Origin of the sequence: Clavibacter sp. B3I6, from assembly GCF_030816895.1 — a bacterium.
Classification (GTDB): Bacteria; Actinomycetota; Actinomycetes; order Actinomycetales; family Microbacteriaceae; genus Clavibacter.
Genome location: NZ_JAUSYL010000001.1, coordinates 2,185,334 through 2,211,673, shown reverse-complemented (window position 1 = coordinate 2,211,673; position 26,340 = coordinate 2,185,334). Strand labels below are relative to the sequence as shown.

Below are 26,340 nucleotides of genomic sequence, written 5' to 3'. Positions count from 1 at the left end.
TGGCGCGTCGGCGTCGGCCGGCTCGACCGCGCGGGTCAGGGGTTCCGGTGCGAGCTGGAGACGAGGGAGCGGTCGTCCGCGCGGCCGGGGGCCGGGATCGGCGCCATGCCGGTCGTGCCGCCCGTGCCGCCGCCGGTCCCGCCGCCCGTGCCGCCGGTCCCACCGCCGGTGCCGCCGCCCGTGCCGGTGCCGCCGGGAGCGTCCTCGACGGTGACGGTGACGGTGCTGCTGTACGGCGACTCGTTCGTGCCGCAGATGGCGAGGTACTTGACGGTGAACGTGCCGGGGCTCGTGCCCGCCGCGATCTCCCCCGAGGTGGTCTGGGCGTTCGTCGGGTTCGTGGCGCCGCCCCAGGTGCCGGTGGCACCGCCCGACACCGAGTCCGTCTGGACCTGGTAGCCGTTGAGGGTCTGGCCGGCCGGGCACGAGTACGCGGGCCACGAGATGTCGACCGCCTGGCCGGCGCGTACGGCGGCCGGCTCGACCGTGGGCGTGCCGGGCGCCGCGGTCGGCAGCGTGGGCGCGCCGAACGCGGTGATCTGGATGGTGGCGCCCCGGGCGACGCTGCCGGTGGGCGTGATCGCGGTGACGCGACCCTCCTCCTCGCCGGACGGGGCGGCGCTCCCGGTCACGACGGTGACCTTGAGGCCGAGGGCCGTGAGCTCGTCCGAGACCGCCTTCTGGTCGCGGCCGATGTAGTCGTCGCGGTTGACCTCGACGGTGCTCGCGGTCGGCGACGGGGTCGGTGTCGGCGTGGGGGTCGGAGTGGGCGTCGGCGACGCGGACGACTCGACGGGCGTCGGCGCGGGGTCGGCGGACTCCCGGTTGTTCGCCATGGCGATGAGGCCCGCCACGATGGCCGCGACCACGAGGAGCGCGACGACGACGAAGATCCAGATGGCGCGCTTGCGGGTGCGGGGCTGGTCGGCCTCCTCGTCGTCCTCGTCGTCGAAGACGAGGGGGACGGGCGCGCCGGCGCGCGGGGCGGCGGACAGCACGGTGGTGGCACCCGTGTCGACGCGACGGCCGGACGGCATGAGCTGCGTGGCCTGGGTGGCCGTGCCGGGGTCGACGAGGGCGGCGGCGCCCGCGACGGCGGGCACGGCCATCGTGGCGGTCGCGACGTCGCCGCGGCGGAGCGCCTGCGCCGCACGCGCGAGGGCGGCCGCGCTCTGCGGTCGGTCGGCCGGCTTCTTGGCGATGCACGACATGACGAGGTTGCGGACCGGCTCGGCGACCGTGACGGGGAGCTCCGGCGGCTGCTCGTTGATCTGCGCCATGGCGATCGCGACCTGCGACTCGCCCGTGAAGGGCCGGCGGCCGGCCAGGCACTCGTACGCGACGATGCCCATCGAGTAGACGTCGGTCGACGGCGATGCCGGGTGGCCGCTCGCCTGCTCGGGGGAGAGGTACTGGACCGTGCCCATCACCTGACCGGTCGCGGTGAGCGGCACCTGGTCGGCGATGCGCGCGATGCCGAAGTCGGTGATCTTGACGCGGCCGTCGGGCGTGATGAGCAGGTTGCCCGGCTTGATGTCGCGGTGGACGAGCCCGGCCTGGTGCGCGGCGTGGAGCGCCAGCGCGGTCTGGGCGATGATGTCGAGCACCTTGTCGGTGGAGAGCACGCGCTCCCGCTCGAGGATGGTGGAGAGCGCCTCGCCGGGCACCAGCTCCATCACGAGGAACGCGCTGCCGTCCTCCTCGCCGTAGTCGAAGACGTTGGCGATGCCCTCGTGGTTGACGAGCGCGGCGTGCCGGGCCTCGGCGCGGAAGCGCTCGAGGAAGCCGGGGTCGCCGAGGTACTCGTCCTTGAGGATCTTGATGGCGACCTTGCGTCCGATGACGAGGTCGGTGGCCTCCCACACCTCGCCCATGCCGCCGATGGCGATCCGGTCGCCCAGCTGGTAACGCCCTCCGAAGGTCAGTCCGCTCGTGGGTCTCATCTGTCCAGCACCGCCTCAATCACTTTCTTCGCCACGGGGGCGGCGAGGGTGTTCCCCGAGCCCGATCGTCCTCGTCCGCCGCCGTCCTCCACCAGGACCGCGACCGCCACCTCCGGCGACTCCGCCGGCGCGAAGCCGGTGAACCAGAGGGTGTACGGGTCGTCGGCGCCGTTCTGGGCCGTGCCCGTCTTGCCCGCCACGTCGACGCCACTGATTCTCGCATTGGAGGCGACGCCGCTCTGGACGTCGTCGATCATCATCCGGGTCATGGTGTCGGCGGTCTCCTTCGAGATCGGGTCGGCGAAGCGGCTGGGGGAGAAGCCGGACAGCTCGCTGAGATCGGGGTTGAGGACGCTGTCCACGACGCTCGGCTCCATCACGTCGCCGCCGTTCGCGATGCCGGCGGTGACCATGGCCGTCTGCAGCGGCGTGGCGCGGACGTCCAGCTGGCCGAACGCGGACTGCGCGGTCTGCGCGTCGTCGAGGTCGGGGGAGAAGACGCTCTTCGCGCTGGCCATGGGCACGTCGATCGACTTGCCGTAGCCGAACGCCTCGGCCATCTGGGCGATCCGCTCCGAGCCGAGCGCGATGCCGAGCTGGGCGAACGGGATGTTGCAGCTGAGGCGGAGGGCGGTCGCGATCGTGACCTCGGGCTCGGGGCCGCAGGCGCCCTCGCCCGCGTTCGTGATGACCGTGCCGGTGCCGGGGAGCGTGAACGTGGCGGGGTTGGGCAGGAGCGAGTCGGGCGTGTACTGGCCGGACTCGAGGGCGGCGGCGACGGTGATGAGCTTGAACGTGGATCCGGGCGGGTTGAGGCTGTCGACGGCCCGGTCGATGAGGGGGTCAGCCGGGTCGGCGAGGAGCGACGCGTAGGTCTGCTTCACGGCGTCGCGGTCGTGCGACGCGAGCGCGTTGGGGTCGTAGCCGGGCTTCGAGACCATGGCGAGGATGCGCCCGGTGGACGGCTGGATGGCGACGACCGATCCCTGCAGGGAGCCCAGCGCGTCGTACGCCGCCTGCTGCACGGCCGGGTCGATCGTGAGCTCGATCGACGCGCCCTTCGGGTCCTGGCCCGTGAAGGTGCGGGTGAGGCTGTCGAAGAACTGCGTGCCGCTCGTGCCGCTGAGCACGTCGTTCATGGAGGCCTCGAGGCCCGTGGATCCCTGGCCGAGCGTGTAGTAGCCCGTGACCGCGCTGTAGAGGTCGGGCTGCTCGTACGTGCGGAGGAACTTGTAGCGGTCGTCGACGGGGACCGAGGAGGCGACGGGCGTGCCGTCGACGAGGATCGAGCCGCGTTCCGCCGAGTAGCTGGCGATGATGGTGCGGCTGTTGCGCGGATCCGCCTGCAGCGTGGGCGCGGCGACCACCTGGATGACCGAGGCCGCGACGAACAGGGCCACGAACATGGCCAGGACGAACACGGAGACGCGCTTCAGCTCGCGGTTCACGACTCGACCACCAATCGGGGCTGGTTGCGGACGGTGTCGGACAGGCGCAGCAGGAGGGCCGCGATGATCCAGTTGGCCAGCAGCGACGATCCGCCGGCCGCCATGAACGGCGTCGTGAGCCCGGTGAGCGGGATGACCCGGGTGACGCCGCCGATGACGATGAACACCTGCAGCGCGATGACGAACGACAATCCGATGCCGAGCAGCTTGCCGAAGTCGTCCTGGCCCGCGAAGCCGATGCGGAAGCCGCGCGAGACGAGCAGGAGGTAGAGCGCGAGGATCGCGAAGACGCCCGTGAGGCCGAGCTCCTCGCCGAGGCTCGCGAGGATGAAGTCGCTGTTGGCGAGCGGCGTGAGGTTGGGCATGCCGCTGCCGAGCCCCTGCCCGAAGAGGCCTCCGGAGGCCATGCCGAACAGGCCGGTGACGAGCTGGTAGCTGCCGCCCTGCGCGTCGTAGACGGCGGGGTCGAACGGGCTCAGCCAGGCGTCCACGCGGCCGCCGACGTAGCCGAGGGTGCTCGCGCCGTACGCGCCGCCGAGGAACAGCACGGCGCCGAGGATCACCCAGCCGATGCGTCCGGTGCTCACGTAGGTCATGACGATGAAGAGGCCGAAGTACAGCAGGGACGTGCCCAGGTCGCGCTGGAAGACGAGGACGCTCATCGACACGGCCCAGACCAGGAGGATCGGGCCGAGGTCGCGGACGCGCGGGAAGCGCATCCCGAGGACCTTGACGCCCACCATCGAGAGGCTGTCGCGCGCCGTGACGAGGTAGCCGGCGAAGAAGACCGCGAGGCAGATCTTCGCGATCTCGCCGGGCTGGAACGAGAAGCCGCCGATGTGGATCCAGACGCGCGCGCCGTTGATGTTCTGGCCGATGACCGGGAGCATCGGCAGGAGCAGCAGCACGAGGCCCGTGAACATGGCGATGTAGCGGTAGCGCTGGAGGACGCGGTGGTTCTTCAGCAGCACGATGACCGCGAGGGCGCAGACGATCGCGAGGCCCGACCACACGATCTGCCGGACCGCCACGCTCTCCCAGCCGGAGTAGCCGCCCGCGAGGTCGAGGCGGTAGATGGCCGCGAGCCCCAGGCCGTTGAGGACCGTGGCGATGGGCAGGATGAACGGATCCGCGTCGGGCGCGAGCCAGCGGAGGGCCACGTGCATGCCGAGCACGAGGACCGCGAGGCCCGTGGCGGGCAGGAAGAAGCTCTGGTCGAAGGCGCCGAGCGCGCCGAGCTGCACGAGGTAGAGCGCGCCGCCGTTGATGATCGACGCGAGGACCACCAGGGCGAGCTCGAGGTTCCGCAGCCGCCGGGGCACGCGGATGTGCGGCACCCGGGGCGCGCGCTCGCGGGGCCGTGCGGGGGCGTCCGCGACGCCGGCCCTAGCCACCCGCGGCCTCCTGCAGCCGGTTCACGATCTCCTGCGCGCCCGCCAGCGAGTCGGCGTTGATGGTCTGCTCGACCTGCTGGCGGTAGAAGGGCTGGAGGTCGTCGACGCGCACCTCGGTGCGTGCGTGGACGTGGGAGAGCTCGATCGGGCCGATGGTCTGCTGCACGCCGTTGTAGACCGCGACGGTGCCGTCGGCCTCGCCCACGTAGTAGCGCGACTGCGTCCAGCGGTAGCCGAGGACGCACGCGAGCACGAGGCCTGCGAGGATCAGCGCGACGCCCACGAGCCACGTGATGCGGCGGCGGAGCGCGCGGCGCCGGTCCTCCGCGATGAGGGCCTCGAGGTACTCGTCCGACTCCGGCTCGAACTGCGCGTCCCGGGCCGCCGTGGTGGCGCGGAGCGGGTGCAGCAGCAGCGACGGGATCCGGACGGCGCGCCGCGAGGGCTCGTCGCCGAACGCGAGGGGCTGCGCGGCGGATCCGACGAGCACCGGCTCGGGCTCCGGGCGGGAGGCGGCGGCCTCGTCGTCCTCGTCGAGCACGTCGACGACGACCACCGTGACGTTGTCGGGCGCGCCGTGGTCGAGGGACTCCTTGACGAGCGCGTCCGCGATCGACTCCGGGGTGCCCGCGGTGGCGAGGATCTCGGTGATCCGCTCCTCGGCCACGTAGCTGCTGAGGCCGTCCGAGCAGAGCAGCCAGCGGTCGCCCGTGTGCGTGTCGAGGACCTGCGTGTCGACCTCGGGGGCCGCGTCGACGTCGCCCAGCACCCGCATCAGGACGGAGCGGCGGGGGTGGACGAGCGCCTCCTCCGGGGTGATGCGGCCGCTGTCGACGAGGCGCTGCACGAACGTGTGGTCGGCGGAGACCTGGCTGAGCTCGCCGCGGCGGAAGAGGTAGATGCGCGAGTCGCCGATGTGGGCGATGGCGACGTGGCGGTCGACGCGGGCGAGGGCGCTGACGGTGGTGCCCATGCCGGTGAGCTCGGAGTGCTCGAACACCGTCTCGGCGAGGAGCTGGTTGGCCGCGACGAGGCCCGCCTGGAGCGCGAACTCCGCGTCGTGCGCCGACGCGTAGGGCTTGTCGGCCTCCACGATGCGCGTGAGGGCGACCGCGGAGGCGACGTCGCCGCCCGCGTGCCCGCCCATGCCGTCGGCGACGACGAAGAGGTGCCGACCCGCGTAGCCCGAGTCCTGGTTGTTCGACCTGACCTTGCCCACGTGGGAGACGGCGGCGGCCTGCGTCACTGTCGCCACGCCGCTACCGCCTGAGCTCGAAGCTGGTCGCGCCGATGCGGATCGGCGTGTCGAGCGGCACCTGCGTCGGGACGCTCACGCGCTTGCCGTCGAGGAAGGTGCCGTTGGTCGAGTCGAGGTCCTGGATCATCCACTCGTCGTTCCAGAGGAGCAGGCGCGCGTGGTGGGTGGACGTGTAGTCGTCGCGGATGACGAGGCCCGACTCGCCGGAGCGGCCGATGGTGAGCGGCTCCGTGCCGAGCGGGATCTCCGTGCCGGACTTGGCGCCGGAGGTGATGACCAGGTGCCGGGCCGTGGCGGTCGTGGCCTTCGCGCGCGACGGGACGGCGCCCGAGTTGGCGCCGGACGGCATCGTCGAGATGGGCGGCGGCTGCACGGGTTGCGCCGCGGCGCGCGGGGGAGCGGAGGCGGAGGCGGCGTACGGCGACTGCGGGAACGGGGATGCGCCGCCGGAGCCCGTCTCCTCGCGGAGCTTCCGCACGCGCTGGCCGAAGAGGTCGGAGCGGAGCGCGTAGACGATGCCGAAGACGAACAGCCACAGCACCGCGAGGAACGCGAGGCGGAGGACGAGGAGGGTCAGCTCGGTCATGAGGCCCCCCAGAAGCCGTCGTCGCGGCGCGGACGCCCGCCGTCGCGCTCCTCCGTGGCCTGCGGGACGACGCGGAAGGTGATGGTGGTGCGGCCGATGCGGATGACCGACTCCGGCGGGAGCGGCGCCTTGGTGACGGGCGCCCCGTTGAGCTCGGAGCCGTTGGTGGAGCCGAGGTCGCGGACCTGGGCGCGGGATCCGTCCCACGCGATCTCGACGTGACGGCGCGAGGTGCCCGGGTCGTCGACCGTGATGTCGGCGTCGCTGCCCCGGCCGATGACCGTGCGGCCGACCGCGATCGGGTGGCGCGTGCCGGCGACGTCGACGACGGGGATCCAGGTGACGCTGCCCTCGACCGTGCGGCTGTCGATCTCGAGCACGCCCTCGGACAGCTGGTCGTCGCGGCGGAAGGCCACCTGCACGACGCCCGCGAACTGGTAGCCCTGCGTCGAGGCGTGGCGCTCGACCGCCTGGCGGAGCTCGTCGGTGAGCGCGGACCCGATGGACTCCATGCGCTCGTGGTCGGCGCGGGAGACGCGGAGGGAGAAGGAGTTGGGGACGAGGATGAGGTCGCGGTCGACGATGGCGGCGTGCGTGTCGAGCTCGCGCCGCAGCTGGGCCACGATCTCCACGGGCTGCAGGCCGGACTTGAAGGTCTTCACGAAGGCGCCGTTGACGGCGCGCTCGAGGCCCTTCTCGAAGTTGTCCAGGATTCCCACGTGTGATCCGTCCTCGCGCGGTCCTTCCGCGGATGAATAGGGAGATCGTAGCCAACTCGCGCGACCCCGCCCTGGACACCGACCCGGTCGCGGGTGCCGCGAGGGGGCGCGACCGGCCGCGATCGGGGTCGTCGCGGCGGTGCCCGCGGGCCGTCGCGCCGCCGATCCGCCGCCCGGCGCGGCACGGGACCGGCTCCCGGTCGTGATAATGTCGTCCGGTTGGCGCGAGTGGCGGAATTGGTAGACGCGCACGGTTCAGGTCCGTGTGTCCGTGAGGACGTGGGGGTTCAAGTCCCCCCTCGCGCACCAGCACTGCAGAAGGCCCCCGGGATGTCCCGGGGGCCTTCTCGCGTCTTCCGGGTACCGGAGCGGCGGACGCTAGAGGATCGGCTGACCGCCCGTGACGGCGACACGGGCGCCCGAGACGTAGCTCGCCTCGTCGCTCGCGAGCATCACGAACACGGGAGCGACCTCCGCGGGCTGGCCCGGGCGGGCCAGCGGCACCTGCTGGCCGAAGGACGCGACCTCCTCCGCGGGCATGGTGGCGGGGATCAGCGGGGTCCAGATGGGCCCGGGCGCCACGCTGTTCGCGCGGATGCCCTTCTCCGCGAGCATCTGCGACAGGGATCCGACGATGTTCGCGATGCCCGCCTTCGTGGCGCTGTACGCGAGGAGGCTCGGCGGCGGGTTGTCGGAGTTCACCGACGTGGTGCCGATGATCGAGGATCCGGGCGCCATGTGCGGCACGGCGGCCTTCGTGAGGTGGAAGAACGCGCTGAGGTTGGTGGCGATGGTGCGGTCCCACTCCTCGTCGGGGGTGTCGACGATGGAGTCGCGCGACATCTGGAACGCGGCGTTGCTGACGAGCACGTCCACGCGGCCGAAGGCGTCGACCGCCTGCGCGATGACGTCGCGGCAGTGGGCGGGGTCCGCGAGGTCGCCGCGGACGACGACGGCCGTCCGGCCGGCCTCCTCGACGAGGCGGCGCGTGTCCTCGGCGTCGGCGTCCTCCTGCTCGGAGAAGTAGTGGATCAGGACGTCGGCGCCCTCGCGCGCGTAGGCGAGCGCGACGGCCTTGCCGATGCCGCTGTCGGCGCCGGTGATGACGGCCGCCTTGCCCTCCAGGCGGCCGGATCCGCGGTAGCTCTCCTCGCCGTGGTCGGCCTGGGGGGTCAGGTCGCCCTCGGTGCCGGGGACCTCCTGCTGCTGCTCGGGCTGGGACATGGCTGCTCCTGTTCTCGTGGCTGTCGTGTCCCCCCATCCCACTCCGCGGCCGGGGCGCCGCCCCGGGGGTTGACACGCACGCGGGGCGATCCGCTGCCACAGACCGGGGGCGGGATCAACCCCCGAGGCGGATGCGCACGCCGCGCGTTGGATGGCGCCATGACCGAGAGCGACGTGACCGCATCCGCAGCCCCCTCCGCCGACGGCGACAGCGCGTCGTCGCCGGTCGGCGCCCCGCTGGCCTCGCTGTGGCGACGGGGGAAGCGCCCCCCGCTGCTGCCGCTCGAGGACCAGGTGGTGGTGATCACGGGCGCGTCCAGCGGGATCGGGCGCGTCACGGCCCGGATGGCGGCGGCCCGCGGGGCCGCGGTCGTGCTCGCGGCGCGGAACGGCGAGGCGCTGGAGGAGGTCGTGGCGGGGATCGTCGCGGACGGCGGGCGGGCGACGGCCGTGGTCGCCGACGTGGGGGACCCGGTGGACGTCGCGCGCATCGCCGCGGCCGCCCTCGCCGAGCACCACCGCTTCGACACGTGGATCAACGACGCCGGCGTCAGCGTGTTCGGCCTCGCCGACCGCGTCCCGCTCGAGGACATGCGCCCGGGATGATGGACACCGACTACTGGGGCGTCGTGCACGGCTCGCTCGCCGCGGTCGCGCACATGCGCGGGCGGAAGGGCTACGGCGGGGCGATCGTCAACGTCGGCAGCGTCTTCGGCGACCGGGCGACCCCGCTGCAGTCGACCTACTCGAGCATCAAGCACGCGGTGCACGGCTGGACCGACGCGCTCCGCATGGACCTCGAGGCGCAGGGGCTGCCGATCTCCGTCACGCTCCTGCACCCGGGCCGCATCGACACGCCCTACAACGAGCACGCGCAGAGCCATGCCGAGCGCCAGCCCGCGCACCGCGGCATGATCTACCCGCCCGAGGCCGTCGCCGAGGCCGCGCTGTGGGCGGCCGAGCACCCGACCCGCGACCTCTACATCGGCGTGCAGGCGCACCTGGGCGCGGTGGCCGGCGCGGTCGCGCCGCGGCTGACCGACCTGGTGATGGAGCGGTACATGCTCTGGTCGCAGCGGTCCAGCCGGCCCTCGCGGCCGCCCGGGGACAGCGGGCTGCACCAGCCGTCCCCGCGCCCGGCCGAGCGGGGCACCCACGAGGGCTGGGTGCGCCGCCGCTCCTACTACCTGGCGGTGCAGGAGCACCGTCGCGCGCTCGCCGGAGGTGCCGCCGTCGTCGCGGCGGCCGTCGCGGCGGCGCGCTTCCTGCCCGCGCGACCCGCGCCGGGCGGCATCGGACGCATGACGAACCGGAGGGGATGACCATGAGATCCGTCGCCGAGCAGAGCACCCGGGAGCTCGGGGGGCCGCTCAGCGTGCTCGCCCGCCAGAAGAGCGACCACGTGAAGCTGGACGCGCTCCTCGAGGAGCTGCGGGGAGCGGAGGGCGACCACGAGGCGCTCGTGCTGATGCGCATCTACCGCCTGGTCTTCCCGCACGCCTTCGCCGAGGAGTCGGTGCTGTGGCCCGTGATGCGGCGGGTGCTGGAGGACGGCCAGGAGCTGACCCTGGAGGTGGAGCGCGAGCACCAGGAGGTCAACGAGCTGGTCACCACGCTGGAGACGCTGCCGTCCGGGGATCCGGGGCGCGCGGCGCTGCTCGACCGGCTCGTGGAGGTGCTCGGCGAGGACGTGCGCGACGAGGAGGACGAGCTGTTCCCGCGCCTGCAGGAGAAGGTGCGCGTGCGCGACCTGCGGCTGCTCGGGATCGCGTGGGAGGTGGTCCGCCGGACCGCGCCGACGCGCGCGCACCCCGTCGTGTCCCGGCGCCCGCCGGGCAACGCGCTCGCGGCGATCCCGCTGTCGGTGCTCGACCGGGCGCGCGACGCCGTGGACCTGCTGGTGCACCGCGGCCCGGCCTCCTGGCGTCCCGCGCTCGGCACCGCCGGCGATGCGCTGCGCCGGGCCGCGCACCGCGTCGAGCACCTGCCGCTGCTCCGGCAGGGCGAGGACGCGTCGACGCGGTTCTCGGGCGCCGGCGCCGGCGCGGCGGTCGGCACGGGCGGGGCGGGCGCGACGGCCTGATCCCGCGGGCCGGGTGCGAGCCCGGCACGGCTCCGGCGCCGGTCGGGCCCGGCGCGGACCACCCGCGAGCGCCGTCAGCCGATCGGCGGAACGGCCCAGCCGAAGGGCGGGCCCCGCGCATCCCCAGGCGGACGCGGTAGGGCACGCCCCCTCCGCACACTGGGGGCGTGCCCCACCCGACGCTCGCCCCCGCCGTCCGCCCTGCCCGTCCGTCCGCCGCGCACGCGGACGTCCCGCCGGCGGGCGACGGGGACGCGACGGCCGCTGAGCCGGCTGGGACCGCGGCACCGGCTGCGACCGCCGCACCGGCCGGAGCCCTCCGGATCCTCGGCCGCGCCATCGCCCGCCACCCGCTCGCGGTCCTCGCGGTCCCCGCCGGCAGCGCCTGGATCGGCGCCATGGCGGCGCTCGGCGAGCTGGCCCACCCGGCGGCGACCGCCGTCTCGGTGGCCCTCGCGATCATGGTGCTGGCCTGGTCGGAGAGCCGGATCGGCGTCCTCCGCACCGCGGTCGTCGCCGCCCTCGGGTCGCTGGCACCCGTCGCCGTGGCCTTCCTCCTCCTCGCCGCGGGCGTCGCGCTCGGCGACTGGTACTCGCAGGTCGACGCGGCCGACCGCCTGTGGGCGCCCTCGGTCGTGCTCGTCGCGGTGGCCGCCGCCGCCAGCCGCGGGCTCGCGCCCTCCCACCGCGACGGCCTCCGCGCCGCCCTGCTCGCCGCGGTCCTCGCGGGCCTCCTCGCCGCCGGCCACGGGGTCGACCTCACGCGCGGGGTCGCGCTCCTCATCGGCCTGGGCCTCGGCCGGATCCTGGTGCCGCTGTCCGCCCGCCCCGCCTGGCAGGACGCCGCCGCGTCCCGCGCGCGCATGGTCGCCGCGACCCTGCTCGGCACCGTGACCCTCAGCTGGTGGATCGCCGCCGTCTCGGGTGACGCGATCGGCGTGCTGGGCGCCATGGGGACGCTGCTGGATCCCGGCAGCACGGTCGCGGTGCTCTGCGTCCTGATCGTCGCGGTCGCGCTGCTGCTGCGCGGCCGGCGCCTCGGGCTCGTGCTCGGGATCACGGCCCTGCTGCTCGTGACCGGGCTCCTCGCCTGGTACCACACGGTCATCCCGCTCGCCGAGGACTGGTTCGCCTTCCCCCTCGACTCCTGGGGCGACGTCGAGCTGCCCGTGCTGGTGCTCACGACGTGGCTCCTGCCCGCGACGGCCCTCGTCGTGCTCGTCGCCCGGCGCCGGTCCTTCGGCAAGCGCGCCGCGACCGAGGAGCGCCCGGCCGGCCGTGACCGGGTGCTCGCCCAGCTCAGGTCCGCCGACGCCGGATCGCTCGGCTTCATGGGCACGTGGTCGGGCAGCAGCCACTGGTTCGCGGCCGACGACGGCGACGCGTCCGCGCAGGGCGCCGTCGCCTACCGCGCGGCGCACGGCGTGGCCCTCACCGTCTCCGACCCGATGGCCTCCGCCGCCGACGCGCCCGCGACGATCCGCGCCTTCGCCCGCCACTGCTCCGCGCGCGGCCTCGTGCCCGCCTTCTACAGCATCCACTCGCGCCACCTGCCGGTGTTCGCCGAGCTCGGCTGGAGCGTCACGCCGGTGGCCGAGGAGGCCGTGATCGACCTCGCGTCCTTCTCGACCTCGGGCAAGCGGCGCCAGGACCTCCGCACCGCGACCAACCGCGCGGGCCGCGACGGCGTCCAGGCGCGATGGGACACCTACCGCGGCCTGCCCGACGACCTCCGCCGCGCCGTCGACGCGCTGAGCGGCGACTGGGCCGACGCCAAGGCGCTCCCCGAGATGGGCTTCACCCTCGGCGGGCTGCGCGAGCTCGACGACCCGGAGGTGCGGATGCTCCTCGCCGTCGACGCCGCCGGCCGCGTGCACGGCGTCACGAGCTGGCTCCCCGTCTTCCACGACGGGGAGCTCGTCGGCCGCACCCTCGACGTGATGCGCCGCGGCGTCGAGCCGATGCCCGGCGTGATGGAGTTCCTCATCGCGACCGCCGCCCGCGCGTTCCAGGAGGAGGGGCTCGAGACGCTGAGCCTGTCGGGCACGCCGCTCGCCGGCGTCGGCACGGCCCGGCCGCGCGCGGCCGTCGACCGCGTCGTTGCGCGCCTGCTCGCGGCGACCGGCCGCGTGCTCGAGCCGTCGTACGGATTCACCTCGCTGCTGCGCTTCAAGGCCAAGTTCGACCCGCGCTACGAGACGCTCTGGCTCGCCTGCCCGACCGCGGCCGACCTCGCCCCGATCGGCCGCGCGCTCACGGCCGCCTACGTGCCGACGCTGCGGATCCGCCAGCTGGCCGGCGCGCTCCGGGCGGCGCGGGCGCACGCCCGGGAGGTCCGGCGCACGGCGTGCACGGCGAGGCGCGCGGAGCGGGGCGCTAGCCTCGGCCAAGCGGGGGACCGCGGCGGCGCGACCGGCGCCGACGGCGGATCCGGCAGCGGGAGGCGGGACGCGTGAGCACGGGATCCGACGCGCACCCCGACCGCCCCGACGGCTCCGCTCCGGCCGAGCCCGTCGTGACCGTGGTCGTCGTCGACGACGAGTCGCTCGTGCGCTCCGGCATCGCGATGGTGCTCGGGGTGTCCCCGCGCATCGAGGTCCGCGCGGCCGTGTCGAGCGACACCGCCGTCGCGACCGTGCGGGAGCACGCGCCCGACGTCGTGCTCCTCGACATCCGCATGCCCGCGCCCGACGGCCTCATGATCCTCGCCGAGCTGATGGCCGAGCCCCGCCCGCCCGCGGTCGCCATGCTCACGACCTTCGACACCGACGACCAGGTGCTGGAGGCCCTGCATCGCGGAGCGTCCGGCTTCCTGCTCAAGGACACGGATCCGGAGCAGCTCGCCCGCCACGTGCTCACGCTCGCGTCCGGCGGCATCGTGCTCGCGCCCGGGCTGCGACCCGGGCGGCTCTTCCGATCCCTCGAGGACGACGCCGAGCGGGAGCGCGTCGCCCGGCTCGGGGACCGCGAGGTCACCGTGCTGCGGGCGCTCGCGCGCGGGCTGTCGAACGCCGAGATCGGCGCCGAGTGCGGGCTCACGCTCGGCACGGTGAAGGAGACGGTCAGCTCGATCGTCCAGGCGCTCGGCGTCGGCTCGCGCGTGGAGGCGGCCGTCGTGGCCGACCGCGCCGGGCTCGTGCCCCGCCGGTGATCCCGCGATGCGGCTGAGCCGGCGCGAGGGAGCGGGCGGCGCGGCGGATCCCGCGGGCACCGGTGCGGGCGCCGACCCTCACGCGGACGCGCGGGAGGGCCCCCGCGCCGCCGCCGACCAGCCCACGACCGCCGCCCGCATCCGCGTCGCCCTCGTCGACCTCCTCGTGGCGGGCGTCGCCCTGGCCGCGTCGTACACGTTCATCACTGCCGCCGAGTCGCGGTGGGACGCGGTCGCGGGCGTCGTCGCGTGCCTCGGCCTCCTGCTCCGACGGCGGTGGGCCTGGCTCAGCCTGCTCGCCGCGCTGCCGGCCTTCTCCGTCGGCATCGCCTACGTGCCCCTCATGGTCGCCCTGTTCGACCTCGGCCTCTCGCGCACCCAGCGCTGGCAGGTGAGGGCCGCGAGCGGCGTGGCCGCCGTCGCGTACCTGCTGCCGATGTCCCCGCCCGACGACCTGCAGTCGGTCGTCGAGCCGCTCGTCGACGCGACCCTCTACTCGGTCGGGCCGGCGCTGCTCGGCGCGTTCCTCCGCGAGCGGCGGACGGCGGCGGCCCAGCTGCGCGAGCTGCGGGAGGCGCAGAGCCTCGGCCAGCGGCAGGCGGCTGCGGTGGCTCTCGCGCGCGAGCGCGCGGTGCTCGCGCGCGAGATGCACGACGTGGTGTCGCACCAGGTGAGCCTCATCGCCGTGCAGGCCGGCGCGATGCAGGTGGGCGCGGCCGACGGGCGATCCCGGGACGCGGCGCGCGCCATCCGCGGCCTCAGCACGGTGACCCTCGAGGAGCTGCGCGGCATGGTCGAGGTGCTCCGGGCGGCGGGCGGGGAGCGGCGCGAGCTGGCACCGCAGCCGACGCTCGGGGACGTGCCGGCGCTCGTGGCGGACAGCGGGATCCGCGTCGCGACGGTCCTCGACCTCCCCGCGGACCTCCCTGCCGCGGCGCAGCGCGCGGTCTACCGCACGGTGCAGGAGGGCCTCACGAACGCGCGGAAGCACGCGACCGGCGCGGCCGTGCGGATCAGCGGTCGGCTGGAGGCGGGCCACGTGGTCGTCGAGGTCGAGGCCGGACGCGCGACCCTGCCGCTGCTCGAGCTGCCGAGCGGACGCCACGGGCTCACCGGACTGCGCGAGCGCGCCCAGCTGCTCGGCGGGAGCCTCGCGGCCGAGGAGCGGCCCGACGGATCCCACCTGCTGCGGCTGCGCTTCCCGCTCTGAGGGGCGGTGCCGGACGCGCCCGCCGGCGACGTCAGCCCTGGCGCGCCTTGTTGCGCGGGGTGAGCTTGTTGATGACGAAGACGCGGCCGCGACGGCGCACGACCTGCGCGCCGGGGAGCTTCTTCAGGGCCTTGATCGAGTTGCGCACCTTCATGGTGGTCCTTTCGTGAGAACAGTTCTCAATAGACTACCGCCATGCCCGCCCACGACGTCCCCCTCCCCGTCTACCCGCAGCCGCCGTCGGGCGTCGTCCTCGTGGTGGGGGAGGGATCCGGCCTCCGGACGGTGCTGCGCGACGCGGTCGCGGACGTCGCCGATGTCGCGTCGCAGCTGCTCGTCCTGCCGCCCGAGGAGGTCGATCCGGTGGAGCCCATCGCGCGCTTCCTCGACGACCTCGCCGCGCGCGGGCCGGGCGTGGAGGCCGTCGTCGGGATCCCCGCGACCGCGGACGCGCGCGCGACCGGCATGGGGCTCGACCTCCTGCTGCGGCGGGAGCACGAGCTGCAGCGCGCGGTCGGCGGCGTCGGATCCGGCTTCGGGCTCCGCCACGTCGTCTCCGTCGTGCCCGCCGACCGGCTGCACGGCCTCGCCTGCGGCCACGTCGACGACGCGTTCGAGGAAGCCGAGACGCTGGCGGACCTCGTGGAGTACGCGACCGTCGTCGTGCTGACCGGCATGGCCCGCGTACCGCTGGAGTCGCGCGGCACGCTGCTCGCGCTCGTGCGCCGGCTCGCGCCGCGGGCGACCGTGCTCGACGCGCGCCGCCCGCTCGCGCTGGGGCGGCTGCCGCGCTGGGGCGACGTGCCGGGCCTCGCGGCGTCCGCGGGGTGGATGCGGGAGATCACGGCGGCCGGATCCGCGTCCCGGCCCGCCGACATCGACCGGCTGGACGGCCCCGTGGGCTCCGTCGTGGTGAGCGAGCCCCGGCCGCTGCACCCCGAGCGGCTCGCCCGGGCGGTGGAGGAGGAGCTGCGGCCCGATCGTGCCGGCCTGGTGCAGCGCTCGAAGGGCTTCGTGTCGCTCGCCTCGCGGCCCGGCGAGGTGGGCGGGTGGTCGAGCGTCGGGTCGATGCTGACCCTCCAGCCGACCGGGATCGACCCGTGGCACGCGGACGCGCCGCACGGCACGGAGATCGCGTTCTTCGGCCGGGGGCTGCGGCCGGCCGTGCTGCGCCGCGCGATCGGGCGGGCCGTGCTGACGGGCGCGGAGCTCGCCGCGGGACCGGCGGCGTGGGCGGGGTACGCGGATCCGTTCCCGCGGACCGACGCCGGCTGAGGTCGCGCGCGGGGCGCGTCGGGCACGCGGCGCGCCCGGATGCCGGCGAGGGTGACGGTGCGCCGAGAGCGGCGTCAAGACCCTGGGCACTGCTCGGCACGCGGCGTTCAGTGGGGAGGTGAAGCAGAACCGCACCGCCGAGAGCCCCACCCGCACGACCGACCGGAGCGCGTCCCACGACCGGCCGGATGAGGACCGCGCCGCGGCGGATCCCGCCCTCCTGCCGGAGCCGACGCCCGGCCCCGGACCCGACGACGCGGTCCGCGTCGCGCGCGAGGCCTTCGGCTGGGACGACCTCCTCGACGGCCAGCTGCGCACCATCGGCCCGCTCGTCCGCGGCCGCGACGCGCTCGTCGTGATGCCCACGGGCTACGGCAAGTCCGCCATCTACCAGGTCGCCACCGTGCTGATGGAGGGCCTCACCGTCGTGGTCTCGCCGCTCATCGCGCTGCAGGCCGACCAGGTGCAGAACCTCGAGGACGCGCCCGCGGCGCCGCCCGCGCGCGTGATCAACGGCACGATCCGCGGGAAGGCGCTCGAGGAGGCGTGGGCGACCGTCGAGGAGCCCGGCGCGCGGATCGTGTTCCTCACGCCCGAGCAGCTCGCGCGCGACGAGGTCGTCGAGCGGCTGGTGGCGCGCGGGGTCTCGCTCGTGGTGATCGACGAGGCGCACTGCGTCGCCTCCTGGGGCCACGACTTCCGGCCCGACTACCTGGGACTCGGCGGCGTGATCGACGCGCTCGGCCACCCGCCGACCGTCGCGATGACCGCGACCGGGTCCACTCCCGTCCGCACCGAGATCGAGGAGCGCCTCGGCCTCCGCGACCCGTTCGTGCTGTCCTCCGGGTTCGACCGGCCGAACATCCGCCTCGAGGTGCGCCGGCACACGGAGGAGTCCGAGAAGCGGCGGGCGATCGTCGCGCACGTCGGGGAGCAGGCCCAGCCGGGCCTCGTCTACGTGGCCACGCGCAAGGACGCGGAGCAGTACGCCGAGGAGATCCAGGCGGCGGGCCTCCGCACCGCGGCGTACCACGCGGGCCTCCCGGCGGCGGAGCGCGACCGCGTGCAGACGGCCTTCCACGAGGACGACGTCGACGTCGTGGTCGCGACGAGCGCGTTCGGCATGGGCATCGACAAGCCGACCGTGCGGTACGTGATCCACGCGGCGCCGCCCGAGTCCGTCGACGCCTACTACCAGGAGGTCGGCCGGGCCGGCCGCGACGGGGAGCCCGCCGTCGGGATCCTGCACTACCGCGCCGAGGACCTCGGGCTCCGCCGCTTCTTCGCGGCGCGCACGCCCCGGCCCGCGAGCCTCCGCGACGTGTACGCGGCGGTCGCGGTGGCGGGCGCCGACGGTCCGGTGCGGCCCGCGGCGGTCGCGGAGCGGGCCGGCATGTCCGCGCGCACGGTCGGCGGCGTGCTCCACCTGCTCGTGGACGCGGGCGTGCTGGGATCCGACCGCGACGGCGCGTACGTCACGGAGGAGCTGGATCCGCGCGAGGCCGCCTCCCGCGCGAAGGAGGTGGCCGAGGAGCGCGAGCGCATCGAGGTCTCGCGCCTGGAGATGATGCGCGGCTACGCGGAGACGATGCAGTGCCGCCGCCAGTACCTGCTGGGCTACTTCGGCGAGGACTCCCCGGTGCGCTGCGGCAACTGCGACGTGTGCGACCGGCTCGACGAGGACGACGCGCACGAGGAGGCGATGGGCACGGCCGACGCCGGGGAGGCGACGGAGGAGGCGACCGAGGACGCGTCCGACGACCGGTTCCCGCCGCAGTCGCAGGTCACCCACGCCGAGTGGGGGCCGGGCACCGTGATGAGCACGGAGGAGGACCGGCTCACCGTCTTCTTCGAGAAGGAGGGGTACCGCGTGCTGTCGCGGAAGCTCGTGGAGGACGGGGACCTGCTGCAGCCGGCGTGACCCCCGCTCCCATCGCTCCGTCGGGCAGCGGGCGCTGGCGGCGATCCGCGGGATCGTCCCCGCGGCTGACCGGTCGAGACCGCGTCTGCTCAGGCGGGTCCGCGACGCCCGCGACGTCACCTGGGGCGTCTGCGAGGGTGGATCCATGCACCTCTCCTTCCTGCACCGCAGCCGCTGGATCGTCTACGGGACCGCGGCGGCCATCGCGCTCGCGGGAGTCGGCGGGCTGGTCGCCGGGAACGCGAGGGGGTGGGTCCCGATCGGGGTGGCCGTGCTCGTGGTGCTGTTCCAGCGGCTCGTCTCGCGGGATGCGCGGCGTGCGCAGGACACGGGCACGGATCCGCGCGACACCGTCGGCTGACCGGACGGACTAGCCGCGGAAGGTCGATGCTGCGGATGGACCCGCCGCAGGGCCTACGTTCGACGGTGCGGGACGAGCCCTTCGGGTGGGACGTCCTCGCATCGCATGGGCGTCTCGGGGAGATGCCCATCCCGCCCGGTCCTCCGTGCACGGAGGCCGGGCCTTCCCCCTCCGCGTCGCGGGCCCGGACGCGATCGTCCGCCGCGGGCGCTGGCAGGGTGGGAGCATGCCCCCTCCTGGATCCGCCTCGCACGACGCCGCCCACGACGCCGCCCACGCCCTCGACCTCGACGCGCTGCTGGCGTCGGTCGCCGACGACGACGACGGCGGTCAGGTCGACGACAGCATCCCGCAGCTCGCGGAGGCGGATCCCCGGCTCGCGGGCATCGCGCTCGTCACGCCCGACGGCCGGACGCACGCGGCGGGCGACAGCGCGCACCCCTTCTCCATCCAGTCCGCCGTCAAGCCGTTCCTCTTCGCGCTGGCGCTCGCCGACACCGACGGCGCCGCGCTCGACGCGGTGGGCATCGAGCCGACGGGCGAGTCCTTCGACGCCATCAAGCTGGAGAGCGGCACCGGCCGGCCGCCGAACCCGATGGTGAACGCGGGCGCGATCCTCACGGCGAGCCTCGTGCGCGGATCCTCGCTGGAGGAGCGGAACGCGCGGATCCTCGCGGGCCTCAGCGCGTTCGCGGGACGCGAGCTCGAGGTCGACGAGGAGGTCGCGGAGTCCGAGCAGCTGCTCGGCGACCGCAACCACGCGCTCGCCCACCTCATGCGCTCGGAGGGCACGCTGCACGTCTCCGCCGACGACGCGGTGGCCGCCTACGCGCGGGCGTGCGCGGTGCGGGTGAGCGCCGAGATCCTCGCGGCGATGGGCGCGACGCTCGCGTGCGGGGGCCGCAACCCCCTCACGGGGTCACGCGTGATCCCGCGGGATGTCGCGCGCGACGTCGTCTCGGTCATGGCCACCTGCGGCGTCTACGACGGCTCCGGGCGGTGGATGCGGCAGGTCGGCGTGCCCGCGAAGTCCAGCGTCTCGGGCGCGATCGTCCTCTCCGCGCCGGGCCGCCTGGGTGCTGCGGTGTTCAGCCCGCCGCTCGACGACCAGGGCACGAGCGTGCGCGGCGCGGTGCTCGCGGGGGCGCTCGCCGACGGGCTGGGGCTGCACGCGTTCGGGGCGTCGGGGGAGCGCTGAGCCGGGGTCCCGTCGCCGGCCGTCGCGGCGCGATCCCCTACGCCCCCGCGTCCCCGCTCGAGACGCACAGGCAGAACGGGTGCCCCGCCGGATCCGCGTACACGTCGAAGCGGTCGGCCGCCGTCGGGTCCTCGGCCGGCTGGATCAGGCGTCCGCCGAGGGCGAGCACGCGCTCGCGGCCCTCGTCGAGGTCGTCGACGTAGAGGTCCAGGTGGATCTGCTGCTGCTGGCGCGGGCCCTCGCCCGGCCAGACCGGCGGCACGAAGTCGGGTGCGAGCTGGATCGCGAGGCGCGAGCCGTCCCCGGCGCGGATGCTGTGCCAGTCGTCGTCGGTGCCCTCCACCTCGCCCTCGAGGAGCGCGGCCCAGAAGGCGCTCTCGACGGCGAGGTCGGGGGCGTCGAGCACGGTGGTGGTGCGGTGGATCCTCATGGCGGCTCCTTCGGCGCGTCGTCGAGCGGGTGCTGCCAGCCTGGCACCCCGGATCGCGCCCCGACCAGGATCCGTCGCCCCGACCTCTGGGATCCGGAGCCCGACCGACGGTAGGTTTGACGATGCGGCGCGTCTCGCGCCGGTCGAACCCTGCGGGCATCGTGGCTCAGCCGTCCAGACGCGACGGCGGGAGCGTGCGGCGGCCGTGGGCCACCAGTCACCCTCCTGAAAGGAGCGACCATGACCGCCCCCTCCGTCCAGCTCTACACGGTCCGCGACGCTGTCTCCGCGGACCTCCAGGGCGCCGTCGCCCGCGTCGCCGAGATCGGCTACACGCAGGTCGAGCCGTACGCGTTCGTCGAGCGCGCCGACGAGTTCGCCGCCGCGTTCGCCGCGTCCGGCGTCACCGCGCCCTCCGGCCACGCGCCCGTCATCGACGGCGACGACGACCAGGCCGCCCGCACCTTCGACGCCGCCGCGAAGCTCGGGATCCACACGGTCATCGACCCGTTCATCCCCTCGGAGCGCTGGCAGACCGCCGACGACGCGCACCGGATCGCCGACCGCGTCAACGAGCTGCAGGTCCAGGCCGCCGCCCGCGGCCTCGCCTTCGGCTACCACAACCACCAGTGGGAGTTCGCGAACAAGGTCGACGGACGCCCGGTCTACGAGCTCTTCGTCGAGCGGCTGAACGCCGACGTCGTGCTCGAGCTGGACACCTTCTGGTCGACCGTCGGCGGCATGGACACGCCCGCCCTCCTCCGCCAGCTGGGCGACCGCGTGCAGTTCCTGCACGTGAAGGACGGCAAGATCTCCGACGCGATCGCCAACGTGCTCCCGAGCGCCGAGTCCGCGCTCGTCGTGCCGCCGGAGCTCGCGCAGGCCTTCAAGATGCAGGAGCCCGCGGGCCAGGGCGACGTCGACGTCGCCGCCGTGCTCGCGGCCGCGCCCCACGCGCTCCGCGTCGTCGAGTTCGACGACTACGCCGGCGACGTGTTCGACGGCATCGCGGCGTCCTACGCCTGGCTGCAGGAGAACGACAAGTGACCGGCGGCACCGGCCGCGTCGGCGTCGGCGTCATCGGCGCGGGCGTCATCTCGGGCACCTACCTGGAGAACATGACGGCGTTCCCGGACCTCGAGGTCCTGTTCGTCGCCGACATCGACCTCGACCGCGCCCGGTCGCGCGCCGAGGAGCACGGCGTGCCGCACCACGGCACCGTCGAGGAGCTCCTCGCGATGGACGAGATCGAGATCGTCGTGAACCTCACGATCCCGGCCGTGCACGCCGAGGTCGGCCGCCAGATCGTGGCCGCGGGCAAGAACGTGTGGAGCGAGAAGCCGCTGGCGCTCGACCACGCGTCCGGCGCGGAGCTGCTCGAGGCGGCGCGCGCCGCCGGCGTGCAGGTCGCGTGCGCGCCCGACACCGTGCTCGGCGCGGGGATCCAGAGCGCCATGCGCGCCATCGCCCGCGGCGACATCGGCGAGCCGCTCACGGCGACGACGATCTTCCACGTGCCCGGCCCCGACGCCTGGCACCCGAACCCCGAGTTCCTGTTCGCGCACGGCGCGGGCCCGCTCTTCGACATGGGCCCGTACTACGTGACGACGCTCGTGCACGCGTTCGGCGCCGCCGAGAAGGTGAGCGCGGTCTCCTCGACCTCGCGCACCACGCGCACCATCGGCAGCGGACCCCGGGCGGGAACCGACTTCCCGGTGGAGGTGCCCACGCACCACGCGGCGCTCATCTCGTTCGCGGGCGGCCAGTCGGCGCAGTCGACCTTCAGCTTCCAGAACGCGCTGCCGCGGGCCGGCTTCGTCGAGATCTCGGGCAGCGAGGGCACCATCGTGCTCCCGGACCCGAACATGTTCGACGGCGAGAGCCAGCTGTGGCGCTTCGGGCAGGAGGAGCCCGAGACGCTGACCGCGACCGGATCCACGTACGGCCGGGGCTCCGGCGTGCTGGACCTCGCGCGCAGCATCCGCGGCGGCGACCCGGTGCGCGCATCGGGCGAGGTCGCGGCGCACGTGCTCGACGTGCTGCTCGCGATCTCCGAGGCGGCCGAGAGCCGCCAGGTCGTGCAGGTGGCGTCGAGCGTCGAGAAGCCGACGCCGCTGGCCGAGGACTGGGACCCGGCGGCCGCGACGCTCTAGCGCCGCCACCCACGACGCCGGCCCCGCATCCGTCCGGATGCGGGGCCGGCGCGCGTCCGCCGTCCGCACGGGGAGGAGACTGGATCCATGCAGCTGCACCGCGCCACCGCCGGCTCCGGCGCGCGCCACGTCGGCCTGGTGCACGGGCTCGGCGGCGACGGCGCGACCTGGGCGCCCCTCGTCGACCGGCTCGTGGCGACGGGCCGCTTCACCGTCACGACGGTCGACCTCCGCGGCCACGGACGGAGCGATCGGGCGGCCGGGTACGGCATCGAGGACATGGCCGACGACGTCGCCGCGTCCCTGCCGCGCGGGCTCGACGCGGTCGTCGGGCACTCGCTCGGCGGATCCGTGCTGGTGCGCGCGGTCGCCCGCCTCGAGCCCGCGCGCGCGATCTACCTCGATCCCGGGTTCCGGCTGGCGCTGCCGACCACGGGGATCCGCGGCCGCCTGTTCTGGGCGGCGCCGCTCGTGGGCCTCGCCGCCGCGCAGCTGCCGCGCGCCCGGGCCGCCGCCCGCGTGCGCGCCGCGTACCCGGCCGAGGTGCGCGCGTCGCTCGACGCCGCCGCGGCCCGCTTCGACCGCGGCATGGCGATCCCCGTCTTCCGCGACGTCGCCTTCCACCCGCTCGCCGTGAGCGCGCCGGCCGTGCCGTCGACGATCGTGCTCTCCGACGAGTCGCCCGCCGTCCTGCCCGACGCGTACGCCGCCGAGCTGGAGGGCGCCGGGTGGGACGTGCGGCGGTTGCCGGGGATCCACCACGACATGCAGCTCGAGGACCCTGACCGGGTGCTCGCCGCGATCGAGGACGTGCTGTGAGCGACGAGGCCGAATCCGGCGACGCCGCCCGCCACGCCGGGCCGGCCCGCCCCGGGCGCCCCGCCGACGCCGAGATCGCCGCCCGCCTCGCTGCCGCGCTCCGCGCCCCGGACCCCTCCGCCCGCCTCCAGGCCGCGCTCACCGCGGGCACCCGGCCGGATCCCGCGCTCGTCGAGGGCCTCGTCCACCGCTGCCGGGTCGAGCCCGACCTCAACGTGCGCGAGATGCTCACCTGGGCGCTCCTCCGCCACGACCGGGAGCTCACGATCCCGCCGCTCGTCGCCGAGCTGACCTCGCCCATCCCGCAGGCGCGCAGCCAGGCGCTGCACACGCTCTCGAAGATCGGCGACCGGCGCGCGCTCCCGGCGATCACGCGGCCGCTGCTGCGTGATCCCGACGAGCACGTCGCGCGCACGGCCTGGCGGACGGCGTCGGGCCTCCTCGACGCCGACCGTGACCCCGCGGGCGCCCGCTTCCTCCTCGGCGAGCTCGCCTCGCAGCTCGGTCGCGGATCCGCCGAGATGCAGCACAGCCTCACGCGCGCCTTCGTCGCCGTCGGCCGGACGTCGCTGCCGGTCGTCGAGCGGTCGCGGCGGGCGGCGGACGCGCGGGTGCGGATCCACGCGCTCGCCACCGTCGCGATGCTCGGCGACCCCGACCTCCGCTTCGACGACGCGATCGACGACGCCCGCCGCCGGGCGTTCGGCGCGCACCTCGCGGATCCCCGCGGCGACCGCCCTTCCCCCCGCTGACGCGCCTCCCTATCGTGGGCAGCGACGGCCCGCGAGGCGCGTGCCGGGATCCGCGTCCGCGCGGCGGACGAGAGGCGCACCCCATGGCCGAGATCGTGCTGTTCCACCACGTGCAGGGCCCGACCCCCGGGATCCACGCCCTCGCGGACGGGCTGCGGGAGGGCGGCCACGTCGTGCACGTGCCGGACCTGTTCGACGGCGCGCTGCCGGAGTCGATCGAGGCGGGCCTCGCGCTGATGGCCGGCCTCCGCCGACCACGTCGTCGCCGCGCGCACCGAGCGCGCGCTCGAGGAGCTGCCGGCCGAGCTGGTCTACGCGGGCGTCTCCTGGGGCGGATCCATCGCCCAGCGCCTCGCGCAGACCCGCCCCGGCGCGCGCGGGGCGCTCCTCTACGAGTCGTTCGTGCCGCTGTCGGCCGAGTGGTCCTTCGGCCCGTGGCCCGCCGGGGTGCAGGTGCAGGTGCACGGCATGGCGCGGGATCCGTTCTTCGCGGGCGAGGGCGACCTCGCGGGCGCGCTGGAGCTGGTGGACCTCGTCGGCCCCGAGCTCGCCGAGGTCTTCGCGTACGACGGCGACGCTCACCTGTTCACGGACGCGTCGCTGCCGTCGTCGGATCCGGTCGCCACGGCGCTCGTGGTGGAGCGCTCGCGGGAGCTCCTGGCGCGCCTCGGCTGAGGGCGCGCGGGACGGGAGGTCGCCGGAGGGGGGGCAGGCCGCGTCCCGGAGCGGCGGTCGACCGGGCCGTCGCCGCGCCGGAGCCCCGGGTCCCCGGAGCCCCGGAGCCCCCGGAGTGGGGCCGCGGCCGGGCCCGACGGGGGGCGCGCTCGCGTGATGGGATGGAGGCGCGCGCCGACGGGGTCGTCCCGCTCGCCCGCGACCGGCCGCACGCCGCACGACGCCGACCGCACGACGTCCGACCCAGGAGGATCCGCCCGTGAACTGGCGCTCGAAGCTCAAGTCCCTCGCCCCGGTGCTGCTCGTGGTCGACGTCCTCGTGCGGATCGCCGCCGTGGCGGCCGTGCCGCGCAACCGGCGGCCGAGCTCGGCGATGGCCTGGCTCATGGTGATCTTCGTGGCCCCCGTGCCCGGCAGCATCCTGTTCGGGCTCCTCGGCAGCTCGAAGCTCCCGGCCGACCGTCGGCAGAAGCAGCGCGAGATCAACGACTCCATCCTCGACGCGACGGCGAGCATCGACACCGACGGCGAGACGTTCGCGGATCCGCCCTGGTTCGGCTCCGTGGTGCACCTCAACCGCCGGCTCGGGTCGATGCCGCTCGTGCCGGGCAACACGGCCACGCTCCTGCCCGACTACGAGGACGCGATCCGAGCGATGACCGAGGCGGTCGAGGGGGCCGACCGGTACGTGCACGTGGAGTTCTACATCCTCGCCCGCGACCGCACGACGGCCCCGTTCTTCGACGCCCTGAGGGCCGCGCAGGCCCGGGGCGTCACGGTCCGCGTGCTCTTCGACCACTGGGCGACGATCCGCAACCCGCACGGGCGCTCCACGCGGCGCTGGCTGCAGGAGAACGGGATCCCGTTCCAGGAGATGCTGCCCTTCCACCCGTTCCAGGGCCAGTGGCGGCGGCCGGATCTCCGCAACCACCGCAAGATCGTGGTGGTCGACGGCGACATGGCCTTCACGGGGTCGCAGAACATGATCGACTCCGGCTACGGCAAGCGCCGCAGCGCCCGCGACGGCCTCCGCTGGAAGGACCTCATGGTCCGGCTCGACGGCCCCGCCGCGACGGGCCTCAACGCGCTCTTCATCACCGACTGGTACAGCGAGACCGACGACCTGCCCGAGCTCGACGAGCGCGAGCCGGTCGCCCCGCGCACGGGCGACGACGCGGTGGAGTGCCAGGTCGTGCCGAGCGGACCCGGGTTCGACGGCGAGAACAACCTGCGGCTCTTCAACGCGCTGGTCTACGGCGCGCAGGAGCGGCTGATCATCACGAGCCCCTACTTCGTGCCCGACGACTCGATGCTCTACGCGATCACGACCGCCGCCGAGCGCGGGGTCGACGTGCAGCTGTTCGCGTGCGAGGTGGCCGACCAGCTCCTCGTGCACCACGCGCAGCGGTCCTACTACGAGATGCTGCTGCGCTCCGGGGTGCGGATCTTCCTCTACGAGAAGCCGACCGTGCTGCACGCGAAGCACTTCACGGTCGACGACGACGTGGCCGTCATCGGGTCGAGCAACATGGACATGCGCTCCTTCAGCCTCAACTTCGAGGTGTCGCTCATGGTGCGCAGCAGCGGGTTCGTGGACCAGCTGCGCGCGATCGAGGACGGCTACCGCGAGGCGTCGCACGAGATCCACCTCGACGACTGGCTGGGGAGGCCGGCCGCCATCCAGATCCTCGACAACGTCGCGCGGCTGACGGCGGCGGTGCAGTAGCCGCGGCCGGCGTG

Annotated in this window: 25 protein-coding genes and 1 tRNA gene; 17 read left to right on the top strand and 9 right to left on the bottom strand. The window is 74.7% G+C overall.

All coding sequences use genetic code 11. From position 1 onward, the window contains the following. Positions 1-35 precede the first annotated feature (35 nt). From QFZ62_RS10605 to QFZ62_RS10580, 6 genes are read right to left on the bottom strand one after another with little or no spacing between them, the layout of a single operon-like run. Entirely contained in the window at positions 36-1,943 is a 1,908-nt protein-coding gene (locus QFZ62_RS10605) for a protein kinase (RefSeq protein WP_307505352.1), read from the bottom strand. After that, entirely contained in the window at positions 1,940-3,391 is a 1,452-nt protein-coding gene (locus QFZ62_RS10600) for a penicillin-binding protein 2 (protein WP_307505349.1), read from the bottom strand. The genes QFZ62_RS10605 and QFZ62_RS10600 overlap by 4 nt, the downstream gene beginning before the upstream one ends. Beyond that, complete coding sequence (locus QFZ62_RS10595; RefSeq protein ID WP_307505347.1) at positions 3,388-4,785, bottom strand: FtsW/RodA/SpoVE family cell cycle protein; 1,398 nt, start codon at positions 4,783-4,785, stop codon at positions 3,388-3,390. The genes QFZ62_RS10600 and QFZ62_RS10595 overlap by 4 nt, the downstream gene beginning before the upstream one ends. Beyond that, positions 4,778-6,040 carry a PP2C family serine/threonine-protein phosphatase gene (locus QFZ62_RS10590; protein WP_307505344.1) on the bottom strand — a complete coding sequence of 421 codons (1,263 nt, stop codon included), beginning with the start codon at positions 6,038-6,040 and terminating at the stop codon, positions 4,778-4,780. The genes QFZ62_RS10595 and QFZ62_RS10590 overlap by 8 nt, the downstream gene beginning before the upstream one ends. A gap of 4 nt (positions 6,041-6,044) precedes the next feature. After that, a complete protein-coding gene (locus tag QFZ62_RS10585) occupies positions 6,045-6,629 on the bottom strand; it encodes an FHA domain-containing protein (RefSeq protein WP_307505342.1) in 585 nt (194 codons plus the stop codon). Beyond that, the gene (locus QFZ62_RS10580; RefSeq protein ID WP_307505339.1) at positions 6,626-7,348 is read right to left on the bottom strand and encodes a DUF3662 and FHA domain-containing protein; all 723 of its coding nucleotides are present in this window, start codon (positions 7,346-7,348) and stop codon (positions 6,626-6,628) included. The genes QFZ62_RS10585 and QFZ62_RS10580 overlap by 4 nt, the downstream gene beginning before the upstream one ends. A gap of 222 nt (positions 7,349-7,570) precedes the next feature. Between QFZ62_RS10580 and QFZ62_RS10575 the strand changes: the two genes are divergently transcribed. Next, positions 7,571-7,657, top strand: a tRNA-Leu gene (locus tag QFZ62_RS10575). A 69-nt stretch (positions 7,658-7,726) separates the two neighbouring features. Here QFZ62_RS10575 and QFZ62_RS10570 read toward each other — a convergent pair. Beyond that, entirely contained in the window at positions 7,727-8,572 is an 846-nt protein-coding gene (locus tag QFZ62_RS10570) for an SDR family oxidoreductase (RefSeq protein WP_307505337.1), read from the bottom strand. Between the two features lie 159 nt (positions 8,573-8,731). Here QFZ62_RS10570 and QFZ62_RS10565 point away from each other — a divergent pair, with 159 nt between their 5' ends. From QFZ62_RS10565 to QFZ62_RS10540, 6 genes are all read left to right on the top strand, one after another. Next, positions 8,732-9,178, top strand: a complete 447-nt coding sequence (locus QFZ62_RS10565) for an SDR family NAD(P)-dependent oxidoreductase (RefSeq protein WP_307505334.1) — start codon at positions 8,732-8,734, stop codon at positions 9,176-9,178. Further along, positions 9,175-9,894 carry an SDR family NAD(P)-dependent oxidoreductase gene (locus QFZ62_RS10560; RefSeq protein WP_307505332.1) on the top strand — a complete coding sequence of 240 codons (720 nt, stop codon included), beginning with the start codon at positions 9,175-9,177 and terminating at the stop codon, positions 9,892-9,894. Before QFZ62_RS10565 ends, QFZ62_RS10560 begins: the two co-directional genes overlap by 4 nt. Positions 9,895-9,896: 2 nt before the next feature. Next, positions 9,897-10,655: a hemerythrin domain-containing protein gene (locus tag QFZ62_RS10555; RefSeq protein ID WP_307505330.1), complete on the top strand. Its 759-nt coding sequence runs from the start codon at positions 9,897-9,899 to the stop codon at positions 10,653-10,655. A 167-nt stretch (positions 10,656-10,822) separates the two neighbouring features. Beyond that, positions 10,823-13,111 (top strand): bifunctional lysylphosphatidylglycerol flippase/synthetase MprF, encoded by a 2,289-nt coding sequence (locus tag QFZ62_RS10550; protein ID WP_307505327.1) that lies wholly within the window; start codon positions 10,823-10,825, stop codon positions 13,109-13,111. Further along, positions 13,108-13,806: a response regulator transcription factor gene (locus tag QFZ62_RS10545; RefSeq protein WP_307505324.1), complete on the top strand. Its 699-nt coding sequence runs from the start codon at positions 13,108-13,110 to the stop codon at positions 13,804-13,806. The genes QFZ62_RS10550 and QFZ62_RS10545 overlap by 4 nt, the downstream gene beginning before the upstream one ends. Positions 13,807-13,813: 7 nt before the next feature. Next, complete coding sequence (locus QFZ62_RS10540) at positions 13,814-15,016, top strand: sensor histidine kinase (RefSeq protein WP_307505321.1); 1,203 nt, start codon at positions 13,814-13,816, stop codon at positions 15,014-15,016. 31 nt (positions 15,017-15,047) lie between these two features. Here QFZ62_RS10540 and ykgO read toward each other — a convergent pair whose 3' ends face one another. Then, a complete protein-coding gene (ykgO, locus tag QFZ62_RS10535; protein WP_043667673.1) occupies positions 15,048-15,170 on the bottom strand; it encodes a type B 50S ribosomal protein L36 in 123 nt (40 codons plus the stop codon). 41 nt (positions 15,171-15,211) lie between these two features. Between ykgO and QFZ62_RS10530 the strand changes: the two genes are divergently transcribed. The 4 genes from QFZ62_RS10530 to glsA all read left to right on the top strand — a co-directional run bounded on the left by QFZ62_RS10530 (position 15,212) and on the right by glsA (position 19,771). Continuing rightward, positions 15,212-16,291 carry a GTP-binding protein gene (locus QFZ62_RS10530; protein ID WP_307505314.1) on the top strand — a complete coding sequence of 360 codons (1,080 nt, stop codon included), beginning with the start codon at positions 15,212-15,214 and terminating at the stop codon, positions 16,289-16,291. 118 nt (positions 16,292-16,409) lie between these two features. Next, a complete protein-coding gene (locus tag QFZ62_RS10525) occupies positions 16,410-18,212 on the top strand; it encodes an ATP-dependent DNA helicase RecQ (RefSeq protein ID WP_307505311.1) in 1,803 nt (600 codons plus the stop codon). A 145-nt stretch (positions 18,213-18,357) separates the two neighbouring features. Then, entirely contained in the window at positions 18,358-18,573 is a 216-nt protein-coding gene (locus QFZ62_RS10520; RefSeq protein ID WP_307505308.1) for a hypothetical protein, read from the top strand. A gap of 226 nt (positions 18,574-18,799) precedes the next feature. Beyond that, entirely contained in the window at positions 18,800-19,771 is a 972-nt protein-coding gene (glsA, locus tag QFZ62_RS10515) for a glutaminase A (RefSeq protein ID WP_307505305.1), read from the top strand. Positions 19,772-19,808: 37 nt separating this feature from the next. On the opposite strand, the gene QFZ62_RS10510 is transcribed toward glsA, so the two are convergent. Beyond that, entirely contained in the window at positions 19,809-20,201 is a 393-nt protein-coding gene (locus tag QFZ62_RS10510) for a VOC family protein (RefSeq protein WP_307505303.1), read from the bottom strand. Between the two features lie 240 nt (positions 20,202-20,441). Here QFZ62_RS10510 and QFZ62_RS10505 point away from each other — a divergent pair, with 240 nt between their 5' ends. From QFZ62_RS10505 to cls, 6 genes are all read left to right on the top strand, one after another. Next, on the top strand, positions 20,442-21,248 hold the full coding sequence (locus QFZ62_RS10505) for a sugar phosphate isomerase/epimerase (protein ID WP_307505300.1): 807 nt from the start codon (positions 20,442-20,444) through the stop codon (positions 21,246-21,248). Beyond that, entirely contained in the window at positions 21,245-22,354 is a 1,110-nt protein-coding gene (locus QFZ62_RS10500; RefSeq protein ID WP_307505298.1) for a Gfo/Idh/MocA family protein, read from the top strand. Before QFZ62_RS10505 ends, QFZ62_RS10500 begins: the two co-directional genes overlap by 4 nt. Before the next feature lie 87 nt (positions 22,355-22,441). Further along, positions 22,442-23,173, top strand: a complete 732-nt coding sequence (locus QFZ62_RS10495; RefSeq protein ID WP_307505294.1) for an alpha/beta fold hydrolase — start codon at positions 22,442-22,444, stop codon at positions 23,171-23,173. After that, positions 23,170-23,925, top strand: a complete 756-nt coding sequence (locus QFZ62_RS10490; protein ID WP_307505289.1) for a HEAT repeat domain-containing protein — start codon at positions 23,170-23,172, stop codon at positions 23,923-23,925. Before QFZ62_RS10495 ends, QFZ62_RS10490 begins: the two co-directional genes overlap by 4 nt. 402 nt (positions 23,926-24,327) lie before the next feature. Next, positions 24,328-24,600: a hypothetical protein gene (locus tag QFZ62_RS10485; protein ID WP_307505287.1), complete on the top strand. Its 273-nt coding sequence runs from the start codon at positions 24,328-24,330 to the stop codon at positions 24,598-24,600. Between the two features lie 259 nt (positions 24,601-24,859). Further along, complete coding sequence (gene cls / locus QFZ62_RS10480) at positions 24,860-26,326, top strand: cardiolipin synthase (RefSeq protein WP_307505284.1); 1,467 nt, start codon at positions 24,860-24,862, stop codon at positions 26,324-26,326. Positions 26,327-26,340 lie beyond the last annotated feature (14 nt).

What these genes read in the sequence shown, in the direction of transcription:
- QFZ62_RS10605 (WP_307505352.1), bottom strand. Translation starts at nt 1,943, where the DNA reads ATGAGACCCACGAGCGGACTGACCTTCGGAGGGCGTTACCAGCTGGGC.
- QFZ62_RS10585 (WP_307505342.1), bottom strand. Translation starts at nt 6,629, where the DNA reads ATGACCGAGCTGACCCTCCTCGTCCTCCGCCTCGCGTTCCTCGCGGTG.
- QFZ62_RS10570 (WP_307505337.1), bottom strand. Translation starts at nt 8,572, where the DNA reads ATGTCCCAGCCCGAGCAGCAGCAGGAGGTCCCCGGCACCGAGGGCGAC.
- QFZ62_RS10565 (WP_307505334.1), top strand. Translation starts at nt 8,732, where the DNA reads ATGACCGAGAGCGACGTGACCGCATCCGCAGCCCCCTCCGCCGACGGC.
- QFZ62_RS10560 (WP_307505332.1), top strand. Translation starts at nt 9,175, where the DNA reads ATGATGGACACCGACTACTGGGGCGTCGTGCACGGCTCGCTCGCCGCG.
- QFZ62_RS10555 (WP_307505330.1), top strand. Translation starts at nt 9,897, where the DNA reads ATGAGATCCGTCGCCGAGCAGAGCACCCGGGAGCTCGGGGGGCCGCTC.
- QFZ62_RS10540 (WP_307505321.1), top strand. Translation starts at nt 13,814, where the DNA reads ATGCGGCTGAGCCGGCGCGAGGGAGCGGGCGGCGCGGCGGATCCCGCG.
- ykgO (WP_043667673.1), bottom strand. Translation starts at nt 15,170, where the DNA reads ATGAAGGTGCGCAACTCGATCAAGGCCCTGAAGAAGCTCCCCGGCGCG.
- QFZ62_RS10530 (WP_307505314.1), top strand. Translation starts at nt 15,212, where the DNA reads ATGCCCGCCCACGACGTCCCCCTCCCCGTCTACCCGCAGCCGCCGTCG.
- QFZ62_RS10520 (WP_307505308.1), top strand. Translation starts at nt 18,358, where the DNA reads ATGCACCTCTCCTTCCTGCACCGCAGCCGCTGGATCGTCTACGGGACC.
- glsA (WP_307505305.1), top strand. Translation starts at nt 18,800, where the DNA reads ATGCCCCCTCCTGGATCCGCCTCGCACGACGCCGCCCACGACGCCGCC.
- QFZ62_RS10510 (WP_307505303.1), bottom strand. Translation starts at nt 20,201, where the DNA reads ATGAGGATCCACCGCACCACCACCGTGCTCGACGCCCCCGACCTCGCC.
- QFZ62_RS10505 (WP_307505300.1), top strand. Translation starts at nt 20,442, where the DNA reads ATGACCGCCCCCTCCGTCCAGCTCTACACGGTCCGCGACGCTGTCTCC.
- QFZ62_RS10495 (WP_307505294.1), top strand. Translation starts at nt 22,442, where the DNA reads ATGCAGCTGCACCGCGCCACCGCCGGCTCCGGCGCGCGCCACGTCGGC.